The 9,660-nt window shown below is 31.3% G+C and carries 10 protein-coding genes; 8 read left to right on the top strand and 2 right to left on the bottom strand.

Annotated features, from left to right (window positions below; translation table 11 throughout):
• The 5 genes from IAI56_RS14390 to IAI56_RS14370 form a co-directional block, all read left to right on the top strand.
• A partial coding sequence (locus tag IAI56_RS14390) for a hypothetical protein (protein ID WP_222941024.1) occupies positions 1-1,440 on the top strand: 1,440 nt, incomplete at its 5' end.
• Positions 1,441-1,462: 22 nt separating this feature from the next.
• A complete protein-coding gene (locus IAI56_RS14385; protein WP_187658527.1) occupies positions 1,463-2,428 on the top strand; it encodes a hypothetical protein in 966 nt (321 codons plus the stop codon).
• Between the two features lie 20 nt (positions 2,429-2,448).
• Positions 2,449-2,805 carry a hypothetical protein gene (locus tag IAI56_RS14380; RefSeq protein WP_187658526.1) on the top strand — a complete coding sequence of 119 codons (357 nt, stop codon included), beginning with the start codon at positions 2,449-2,451 and terminating at the stop codon, positions 2,803-2,805.
• Positions 2,806-3,039: 234 nt separating this feature from the next.
• Positions 3,040-3,765: a DUF6088 family protein gene (locus IAI56_RS14375; RefSeq protein WP_187658525.1), complete on the top strand. Its 726-nt coding sequence runs from the start codon at positions 3,040-3,042 to the stop codon at positions 3,763-3,765.
• Complete coding sequence (locus IAI56_RS14370; RefSeq protein ID WP_187658524.1) at positions 3,762-4,751, top strand: nucleotidyl transferase AbiEii/AbiGii toxin family protein; 990 nt, start codon at positions 3,762-3,764, stop codon at positions 4,749-4,751. The genes IAI56_RS14375 and IAI56_RS14370 overlap by 4 nt, the downstream gene beginning before the upstream one ends.
• Before the next feature lie 30 nt (positions 4,752-4,781).
• Here IAI56_RS14370 and IAI56_RS14365 read toward each other — a convergent pair whose 3' ends face one another.
• On the bottom strand, positions 4,782-4,949 hold the full coding sequence (locus IAI56_RS14365) for a hypothetical protein (RefSeq protein WP_187658523.1): 168 nt from the start codon (positions 4,947-4,949) through the stop codon (positions 4,782-4,784).
• A gap of 415 nt (positions 4,950-5,364) precedes the next feature.
• On the opposite strand from IAI56_RS14365, the gene IAI56_RS14360 reads away from it, so the two are divergent.
• Complete coding sequence (locus IAI56_RS14360; RefSeq protein ID WP_187658522.1) at positions 5,365-6,207, top strand: RteC domain-containing protein; 843 nt, start codon at positions 5,365-5,367, stop codon at positions 6,205-6,207.
• Between the two features lie 129 nt (positions 6,208-6,336).
• Here IAI56_RS14360 and IAI56_RS14355 read toward each other — a convergent pair whose 3' ends face one another.
• Positions 6,337-7,074, bottom strand: a complete 738-nt coding sequence (locus IAI56_RS14355) for a hypothetical protein (protein WP_187658521.1) — start codon at positions 7,072-7,074, stop codon at positions 6,337-6,339.
• Between the two features lie 378 nt (positions 7,075-7,452).
• Here IAI56_RS14355 and IAI56_RS14350 point away from each other — a divergent pair, with 378 nt between their 5' ends.
• Both IAI56_RS14350 and IAI56_RS14345 read left to right on the top strand, forming a co-directional pair.
• Positions 7,453-9,186, top strand: coding sequence for an AraC family transcriptional regulator (locus IAI56_RS14350; RefSeq protein WP_187658520.1), 1,734 nt, complete (start codon positions 7,453-7,455; stop codon positions 9,184-9,186).
• 101 nt (positions 9,187-9,287) lie between these two features.
• The gene (locus IAI56_RS14345) at positions 9,288-9,581 is read left to right on the top strand and encodes a helix-turn-helix domain-containing protein (RefSeq protein ID WP_026704825.1); all 294 of its coding nucleotides are present in this window, start codon (positions 9,288-9,290) and stop codon (positions 9,579-9,581) included.
• Positions 9,582-9,660 lie beyond the last annotated feature (79 nt).

Here is a 9,660-nt window from a genome sequence, read left to right as displayed (position 1 = left end):
GTTATGATTAAAGTATATTTAGATTGGAATGTTATGTCAGGAATGAAAAACAATCATTTTCCTGAACTAAATAACATAATTGTAAATAAGGAAAAATTTCTTCTAATATATTCGACTTCTCACATTGGAGATATATTTAGCAGTATTAAAAATCATAGTGAAGAAGAACAAAAATTAGTTCGAGAAGATTTAGATTTTTTAACACATCTAACAGATAATTTATGTTTAGTAAATAACTCTGAAAAAATTGTTTTAAGTAAATATGAACCCGGAGAACTACTTGATGATAGGATAAGAGAAGCTCCTGTTTTTGAAGATTTCAGCCTAGACAATCTATTTAAATCAGCAGAGGGTGATGAAGTTATGAGTAGTTTGATTAATTCTTTAAAGAATATAATCGCATCAATACCATTAGAAAATGCTTTTAAAGAAGCATTTGAAAATCCTGAAAGTTCTGCAATGTTAGAACAGATGTTTCCGGGACTAAAAGAAGACCCGACAATGAATGGTTTTTTTAAAAGTTTCGGTAAAATGTATCACAATCTTAATGAAAAAGAAGGTTACAAAGACTTGAGAAGTATTGTACAAAAAATTGGTGTCAATAGTGGTCATTTTAACATAGACAAAAATCCTTTTGATGTTATAGAAAATGCTTATAAAAAGACAGGAATAGAAAGTTTTGAACCTAATAAATACTTCAATAAATCTAAAAATGCACCTGAATGGTTTAATAATATAACCAATGAATATGTAATGTTAGATATGCACGGTTATAAAGCTGATAAAGTAAAAGTAACCAATAAGGAGAAAAATACATTTAAAAACACGACAGAGGATGCCTCACACGCAGCATTTGCATCTATGTGTGAATTTTATGTTACTAATGATGATAAAAATTATCAAAAAACTAAAGCGGTATATCAAAAATTAGGTGTTTACACACAAGTATTGAAACCAAATGAATTTATTGAATACTTCAATTCATTTTTAAATGTAGATAGTTTTGACGATCATTTTCGAAATGTAATCGAAGTAATGAAGAAAGGAGAAAATTTTCAAGAGCAACGTTATGAAAATGGAGATAGTTTTGGTTGGGTAAATTTTACAAGTCAATACTTTTTTAATTTTTTCAATAAAATCACAATACCCAGACCTGAAATAAATGATGCTATGTTTATACTAGGAAAAGAAAGTCCTTCATACAATTATATGATTGCTCAAGAGGAAATTGAAGCTACTGTAAAAATGTTTTCTGATAAATTGGGAATAGATAAGAACGGTAAATCATATTATGAAGTGGGAGAAATAAAAGAAGGTAAAGATTGGACAGGAAGAAGTTGGGAAACTAATGTTGGCTTAATTGGAATTAAACGGCTTAATGGTTGGTTTCAAATGTATTTTTTTCCACAAATAGAAGAAGAAAATAAAATTGAGAATTAACTATTTTATAAAAGTATAAATTATGATAAACTCACTAGATGCTATAATAAAAAGCACAAATTTTGCTCAAAAAATCAATAATCAGTTGGGGATTAGTAACTCGATGATGAAAATGATGAATTCACATGAGCAATGGCAAGATAAATTAAGTGCAATAACTATGAGCGACGCAGTTTCTAAAGTCATTGCACAGCAACATAATTATTTCCCAAAGGATATTTCAGGTCTTGATGCGCTTTCAAAAACTGTAGCAATGCAGACAAAATTATTTCAAATTCCACAACCCACATTGGATGTCATTAAAGGAATTAGTCAAATGCATGAAAGCATATTTGGAAATTTAAAAGGAATTACTTCAATTTTGGAAAGTAACAAACCTTATTTGGCACAAATTAATAGTTTGCAATTTGCGATGAGTGGAATATCGGGACAAATTGCAGCAATAGCAGCTAAAAACAATCAGTGGAACTTATTAGACGAGTTTGAAGACATTAATGAACAAGCACTTGAAATAACAAATAATTTCACATCGGATATTACTTTAACTGAGGAAGAAAGTATAAGATTTGAACAACTAATAGAAAGGATTATATCATTCTACAATAAGAACAAAAAATTTGGGGTGAATGCATTATTATTTATTTCCGTTATGGTAAATTTAATGAACATACATCAATATTATGATTTTGTAAGACCTAAGACAGAATCTATTACAAGTGATGACTTATTAAAATTCGAGCAAAAAATACAGAAATCGATAGAAATAAAACTCAAAGAAATGAAGGAGTACAGAACCACAAATCGTGTTTCAAAAGTAATGTTAAAACCAAAAACTAAAACGATTGTCATAACACAACTCCCAAAAGATTTTGATGTAATTGTTTTACAAATTAATCATAAATGGGCTTTTGTTAGCTATATCAACCCAAGTGATAATCTAATGGAAACTGGCTGGATTATGAAGAAATATTTAGATAAGAACAAATAATTAATCAATTTCTAAACGCCATGAAACAAAAATTACTCTTCACAACTTTTATCTTTTTTCTACCAATTTTACAAAAATTAATAATTATAAATCCACTTTCAGGGATTCAATTAGATTTTAAATTTTTCATAGCTACTGTAGTAGTTTTATCAGCTTTACTGATAATGGCAATAGTATCTTTTTGTGTTGCTGTAATCAGCTGGATAAATTCTGGCTTCAAATGGGCAAAGCTTATACCTTGTTTAATGAGCTTATTGGCTATTCTTTGCATTTACTATTCTATAAAATCAGTTATCAATAGTAAAACAAGAAGAATTAAAAACACTCTTCAAAGCATTCCTAATACACTGATAAAAGGAAATATAGAGCTAGTTTAATCAATTACATTAAAAACCGATAGCACGGTTGTTTTACAACCGTGCTATCGCGCGTGCACTTTATTACTTTAATAAAGTGCAGTAAAGTTAGTCTTTTTTTTCGAGAAAGTCAAGTTTCCAAAGTAAACCAATACAATGTTTAACAAAGCTAAATAAAATATTTTGTCAAGTATATTGCTTCATTTACTTGACAAATTAAAAAAATAATATATCTTTGTAAAACAATTACGAGGTATGACAATTTCAAGTAAAATAGAAAACAAAGTAAAAAAGCTACCAATAGGCACTACATTCACCTATCAGACACTTGCTGTTAAATCTGATGAATATGCCGCCACAGCTAAAACATTAGAGCGTTTGATAAAAAAAGGAATGCTCAAACGTGCATCTACTGGAGTGTTTTACAAACCAAAGCAAACCGTTTTTGGCGAATTAAAACCAAAAGAAGAAGAACTTTTAAAAAACTATCTATTCGAAAACGATAAAAGAATTGCATACATAACCGGACTAAGTTTATACAATCGTTTGGGTTTGACAACACAAGTACCTAAAGTCATTAAAATTGCAAGCCGCGACAAACGAATTTTTGCTTCCATCGGAAATATAAAGGGAAAACCTGTAAAAAGTTACATCGATGTTTCTGATAAAAACTACTACATATTAGAAATTTTAGACGCACTAAAAGATTTTAAGCAAATTCCAGATATGAATAAAAGATCAGGAGTACTACTTTTAGCAAATGAAATGAAGAAATGGAATGAAAAAGATAAAAATTTGCTAGTAAAATTTGCCTTAAAATACCCACCAAGAGTTCGTGCAATTTTAGGCGCAATAATTGAAAATTTTGGAGTAACCAACGAAACAAAACCTTTAAAAGAAAGTCTAAACCCACTTTCGCAATATGAATATAAAATTACTGAAGATATTTTACCCAATGCCAAAAACTGGAACATAATATGACACTACACGAAAACAAAGAGCTATATAATGATGCGATTCTGGCAACAGCACAGCAAAAAGGAATTAAGGAAATTTATGTCGAAAAAGATTACTGGGTTACACTAGCATTAAACCGAATTTTCACCTCAGATATAGGAAAAGAAGCGGTCTTTAAAGGCGGAACAGCATTATCAAAATGCTACAACATAATCGAACGATTTTCAGAAGATATTGATATGGTCATTCTCCGAAATGAGGCAGAAACTGGAAATCAGTTAAAAACAAAAATCAAGAAAATTTCAAATGTAGTGGCGGAAATTTTACCCGAAATTGAAGTAGAAGGAATTACAAATAAAATGGGAATGATTCGAAAAACAGCACACAGCTATACTAAAACCTTTGAAGGGCAATTTGGACAAGTTCGTGATATAATCATTGTAGAATCTACTTGGTTAGGAAGCTTCGAACCCTATACTAATGCAACAGTCACTTCCTTTGTCACAGAAATGATGAAAGAAAACAACCAAGAAGAATTGATAAACCAATACCATTTAAATCCATTCGATGTCCTTGTATTAAGTTTAGAACGCACACTTTGCGAAAAAATAATGAGCTTGATGCGCTTTTCATTTACCGAAGATCCAATAACCGATTTAAATAACAAAATCAGACATATTTACGACATACACAAATTGTTAGAAAAAGAAGAAATTAACGCTTTTTTCCAATCAAGTGAATTTGATAATTTATTGCTAATCGTCGCTAATGATGATGTAATAAGTTTTAAGAATAATAACGGTTGGCTCGACAATCATCCAGCAACAGCCATGATTTATGCCGACATTGAAAACACTTGGAATCAATTGCGAACTACCTACAATACAACATTCAACGAATTAGTCTATGGCGAACTTCCAACCGAAGAACAAATCCTGACAACTTTAAATACCGTAAAGGAAAGATTAAAAAAAGTAGATTGGAAAGTGGATAGAGAAACTTCTGCCTAATAAACGATAAGAAATTGTTGTACTGTAATTTTATTCTTTGCAATTAACTTTCTTTAAAAACAACTCAACCTCTCTCAAAATATGTTCATCACCCAATCGGTCAGCTTCAAGATACCGTTTGTGGTCCAAATACATTTCTCTAAAAAACAGAAAAATAAAAACCAAATACAACGCGATAGAAAATAGAATGTGGCTCATAATAAAAGTTTTAAATCTCACCACACTCTTGTGGCAAATAGAACTTACAATTACCACATAACTGTAAAAAAAACTATGCAATTCGAGAATGATACTATTCATTTCAATCATTAATCCAGCCACTACAAATAAATCGGCGATAATCCGCGTCCCAAATCAACGAGCAAAGCGAGTTCTTAAATGACCTTAAATTCCTTACATGGTAAAAAAAACCACGAGCAAAGCGAGAAAAAATCTGTGTAAATCCGTTAAATCTGTGTCATCTGTGTTCCAAAAAAACGAGCAAAGCGAAGTTAAATAACAATATTCAATTCGGGAATTAAACCTATTCCATTCGGGAATACAACACCAATCCACTTGCAACAATACCACTACTCCAATAGATTTGCTTTCAATCAAACTAAAACAGTAGCGTATGAAATTGTTTTCCGAACATCTATTATCTGAACTAGACAAACAACTACAAAACATTCACTCCAAAACAGACAATCCTGTTCAATATGCAGAATTAGCAATTAAAACATTAATTCCAATTTTTGAAAATCTAAAAACAAAATTCCTAAAGCATACGTTTACAAACAAATCAGAAGAAATCAGTTTCTTTCGCGATACCAAACCACAATTTGCGGCCAAACTCATTTATTACAACAAAATATACAACATCGAAACCAACAAACCATTCGGTTCCAAAAAAGCAATTCGAAAATACTACAATCTCGAATTATTCAAACTGCAAGCATTTTATAATGAAAATAAAGAGTTCTACAAATACTACAAAACAGACAATAAAAGTCTAGACCATAAATATTTTCTCCGAGGAAAACACGATTTGAGGCACACATTGGATAGCTTTTACTTTCAAGCAGACAATCGTTTCTCAACATCACACGATTATAAAGTAGCCAAAATTATAGCAAACGAAAAGCTAAAAAGCTACATCGAAAATGAAATTTCAAAACTAGAACAAAAAGAAGAAAGCATTGTCGTTAACGCAAACACTAAAACTCAAAAATGGACCGGCTCAAAAGTAGGATTGATTGAATTAATTTATGCGCTTCACACCGAAGGCGTTTTCAATAACGGCACATCCGAACTAAAAGAAGTAGCCACTTTTTTTGAAACAACATTCAACATCGATTTAGGACAATTCAACCGCGCCTTTTTAGAAATTCGAGCAAGAAAATCAGAAAGAACCAAATTCATAAACACACTAAAAGAAAAACTAATACTTCGCATGGACGATGCAGACGAAAACTAATATGGGTTGCCATTAATTGACAACCCATACTTAGTCATTAGAATACCGTCATTGCGAGCTTGCGAAGCAATCTCATCTATTCTCTATTTTCTATATTCTATTCTCTATTTTCTATTCTCTATTTTCTTCTCAATCATTCTGCGCAATCCCAGTAACAAGTGCCATCGTAGCAGCTTCAGCCGAACCATATTCAGCACCTTCAGTAGATGCAATAATATTTCCAATAAGTACAGTCCAATCGGGATCAGTATTCTTTTTTGGCTTTTTTCTAGCTCTGTAAGCAGAATGTCTAGCTACCGAAGTAGTTGTAAAAATAATGCGCTTATCGTTCTCAGTTAATGAAGAGTTAAGCAATACGCCATTCTCGTAGGAAACAACCTTATCATAAATCACATCACAATCATTCTCATTCTCAAGAAAAATAATAAATGAATTGATAAAATTTGTTAAACTCGATTTGCCTGTTGTTGACATACTCGAAGCGGAGATAACATCATTGACACAATTGGTTGGATGTTCAAGTAAATAATGAACTCTAGTACTTGAAACGTTATGATAAGGTGAACCTTTAATCGAATTAAAGCTTGCACTAGCATCGGCTATGGTTTGCACTTTAGTTATAATTTGAGGAACAGTACCACCCAAATTTGCATTGGTGTAATACGTATCAAACAATTCATTATAAAGCCATCCCACTTCGTCATAAGGATTGGCATCATTTCCAGGCAAAGTCGTAACAAGTTTAGCGGAAATAGCATTGGCATTTTCAGAATTCGTAGTGTCATTATCAGAGCTACAAGATACAAGTCCTGTACTCATCATAACAATAAAGGCAATAATTAGTGTGCATGAGTGTATATTTTTCATGTGATTTAATGTGTTAGAATGTTACTGATTACTTTTTTTTCATCAGTTCATTTAGCCCGGGATAATTGAACTAGGATTTGATTTTGCTCATAACAAAACCGTTTGAATTCAAGGCAAAACTAACTGCCCATTTCCCATCTCACAAGCCAACTGGTAGGTCATTCCCGAATGTAAAATGTGTCATTCGGGAATGAAACACTCAAAAACAAATAGTAAAACACAACACTTCAATACATTACATTTCATAAAGTCCATTCTCAATTTGTCACTTCATCTATCGTCATTTTTAATTATTTTTTTTACATTTATTCGCTAAAAAATCCACATTACCTATAATTCTTTTGCAGTTTTTAATTGTTTAAGTTCCAAATCCTTATAATGATTACAAAAAAACGCTTACTATTTTTAGTACTACTAATCTCGCATTTTATAAATGCGCAAAACAACTATGGTAAAAATTCAGATAGTCTATCTTCCAAAAGTTATGATTATTTAAGTCAAGCAGCTGTCCGATATGGGAATGATACTGTCAAATCAAATAGGTATGCGAAAGCATGGTTAGAAAAAGCTAAAGAGCTGAACGACTTTGAGCAAGTTACTTTAGCATACAAAACGATAATGTATCTAGTAGATAAAAAGTATCATTTGAATTATGCGGATAGCATAATTAGTGTTGCCATGAACACAAAAGATAACTTAATAATTGGCAATGCCTATCTCACTAAGGCAACAGTTTACTATGGTAAAAAAGAGCATAACAAGGCATTAGATAATTTTATAATTGCAGATAGTTATATTTCTAAAACAAACGATGAATATTCAATCTATAAACTAAAATACGGCATTGCACAAACAAAATCCTATCTTGGTTTCTATGATGAAGCCATTAGTTTATTCAGAGAATGTATTGATTATTTCAAGGAAGAAAATGACAGAGCATACCTCAACTCATTACATTCATTGGGTTTGTGTTACAATCGAATTGGAAATTATGCATGGTGTACTGTTACAAATCAAACCGGAATTGACGAAGGAAAAAGATTGAACAACCTAGAAATGCAACCGTATTTCATCCATTCTGAAGGTGTAAATCTTTGTGGTTTAAAAAAATACAAGGAAGCTATTTCTAAATTAACTTCAGTTCTACCAACAATACAAAGCAAGAAAGATTTTGCAAACGCATCAGTGGCATATTTCTACATCGGAAAATCATTTTGGGCTTTAAATCAAAAGGATAAAGCGATAATCTATTTTAAAAAAGTAGAGGATATATTCAAAAAAGAAAAATACATCCGTCCAGACTTGCGCGAAGGCTATGAAAAGCTTATCGATTATTACAAACGAAAAGGAAATACAAAATCCCAACTTTACTACATTGATCAATTATTAAAAGTTGATAATATTCTTGGGCAAAATTACAAATACCTACTAAAAAAAGTAGTCAAAGAATACGACACTAAAGAATTATTAAAATCCAAACAGGAGATTGAAAATGCAATGACATTTAGAACTTTTGTAGCTTTTGGTATCATCAGCATACTGATTTCTATTATTGCATTTTTAATATACAAGCACTTCAAAAACAAACGGCTTTTCGATGAAATAATGAAACGTGATACTTCTAAGCCTGCAATTACTGAAACCTGTATTGAACCATCGACTTTTGAGGAAATAATAAAGAACGACACTACTGAACCCATTAGTTCTGAAAACACCGACAAACAAAATAGTCAAGAAATAAGCCCAGATATTGAAACTGCTATTTTAAAGAAGTTGGAGAAATTCGAGCAGAGTAAAAAATATTTAGAGAAAGACATGACGCTTTCAAAAATGGCTGTATTCCTAAATACCAATACAAAATATGTTACAAAGATTATTGCCAAACACAGAGGAAAAGGGACTATTGACTACATAACCGATTTGAAAATAAATTACATAATCGAAATTCTAAAAAAAGAAACTAAATACCGAAACTACACCCACAAAGCTTTGGGTGAAGAAGCTGGTTTCGGTTCCACCCAAAACTTCACTCGTGCATTCAAAGAACGAAACGGAATTTCACCTACATACTTCATTTATAAACTAAAGAAATCAGCAAATACAGGCAATTAGAAATTAATTGCCTCTTTTTCTTTCACAACTTGTGATTGACTTGTGAAATAAATATTCTCAAAACATACAATTTTGTGCCATAACAATGTAAAACATAAATTATGGCAATTGAAATCCTCACTAAACAAGACCTAAATGATTTCCGCACGTTACTACTAGACGACATTAGAGAAATCTTTCAAAACAAAACAGAGCAAACCAAACAATGGCTTAAATCCTCAGAAGTTAGAAAGCTACTCAATATTTCTCCAGGAACACTCCAAACCTTACGCATTAACAAAACCTTATCCTACACCAAGATCGGCGGAATAATCTATTATCCATACAAGGATATTGAAAAACTTCTCGATCAAAACAAAGTAAGTTCCGAACGCACATTATTTAATTCTAAGTAATTCTCTTGTCATACCGAGCGCACAATGTCATTAAGTTAAGGGTTTAATTATTTGAAAATCAACAGTTTAAAATTGTTTT

The organism is Flavobacterium macrobrachii (assembly GCF_014486675.1).
GTDB lineage: Bacteria > Bacteroidota > Bacteroidia > Flavobacteriales > Flavobacteriaceae > Flavobacterium > Flavobacterium macrobrachii.
This window is presented reverse-complemented; position numbering and strand designations above follow the sequence as displayed.